General features: G+C 54.1%; 1 pseudogene. It reads right to left on the reverse strand.

From position 1 onward, the window contains the following. A pseudogene (locus tag FHC52_RS22490) lies at positions 1–818 on the reverse strand (IS3 family transposase); the annotation flags it as partial. Between the last annotated feature and the right edge of the window lie 91 nt (positions 819–909).

A 909-nucleotide genomic window follows, 5' to 3' on the forward strand; every position in this document is an offset into this window, starting at 1 on the left:
GCTTGCTGCCCAGTCTATGGCCTCACGGTCGCAGCAGTCCAGCGCGAACGTTACCCGCAGTTTTTCGCCGTTGTCGCAGCCGAACTCGAAGCCATCTGAACACCAGCGCATATCGCTTTCTGCCACCGCTATCTTGCCCTTATGTTCACGCTTCGGTCGCTCTGGTTTGTGATGCAACAACAACAGGTTATGCTCGCTCATTATCCTGTAAAGCCGTTTGGCATTCACAGGTGGCTGTCCCTCTGTGCGACGTTGCTTGCGCAGGATGCCCCACACGCGTCGATAACCATAACTCGGCATATCGCTGATAATGTTGAGGATAGCCGACAGTATTTCTGCGTCTGCTTCTTCATTACGCCGGTTACAGCGCCTGTCCTGCCAGTCGGCAGAACGGTTAATCCGCAGTGACAGTTGCGCACGCGACACGCCCATGGTCCGGCTGACCATGGCTATTCCCCGTCCTTTGGCAACAAGGGCGCGTGCGCTATCCATTTTCGCGACTGACCGTACTCCACGGCTTCTTTCAGGATCTCAACTTCCATCGTCTTCTTGCCCAGAAGGCGCTGAAGCTCCCGGACCTGCTTCAGAGCAGCAGTAAGCTCAGAAGCAGGAACGACTTCCTCTCCAGCCGCAACGGCGGTGAGGCTGCCTTCCTGATATTGCTTCTTCCACTTAAACAGCAGGCTGGGCTGGATACCATGCAGGCGGGCGACATGGGAGACATTCATACCCGGCTCCATCGTCTGCTGGATAATGGCGATCTTCTCCTGAGGAGTTTTACGTTTACGGACTTCTTGCCCTAACAGGATCCCGGTCATCTCAAAATTGGTGTTAGTGTTAGACATATATTCAAGCCTATCTCTTATCTGGAGATACAGCTACTGTCTGGTGTTTCAGGGGGCTACATCA

The sequence above is a fragment of the Enterobacter sp. EC_64 genome, from assembly GCF_019584165.1.
Lineage (GTDB): Bacteria > Pseudomonadota > Gammaproteobacteria > Enterobacterales > Enterobacteriaceae > Enterobacter > Enterobacter roggenkampii.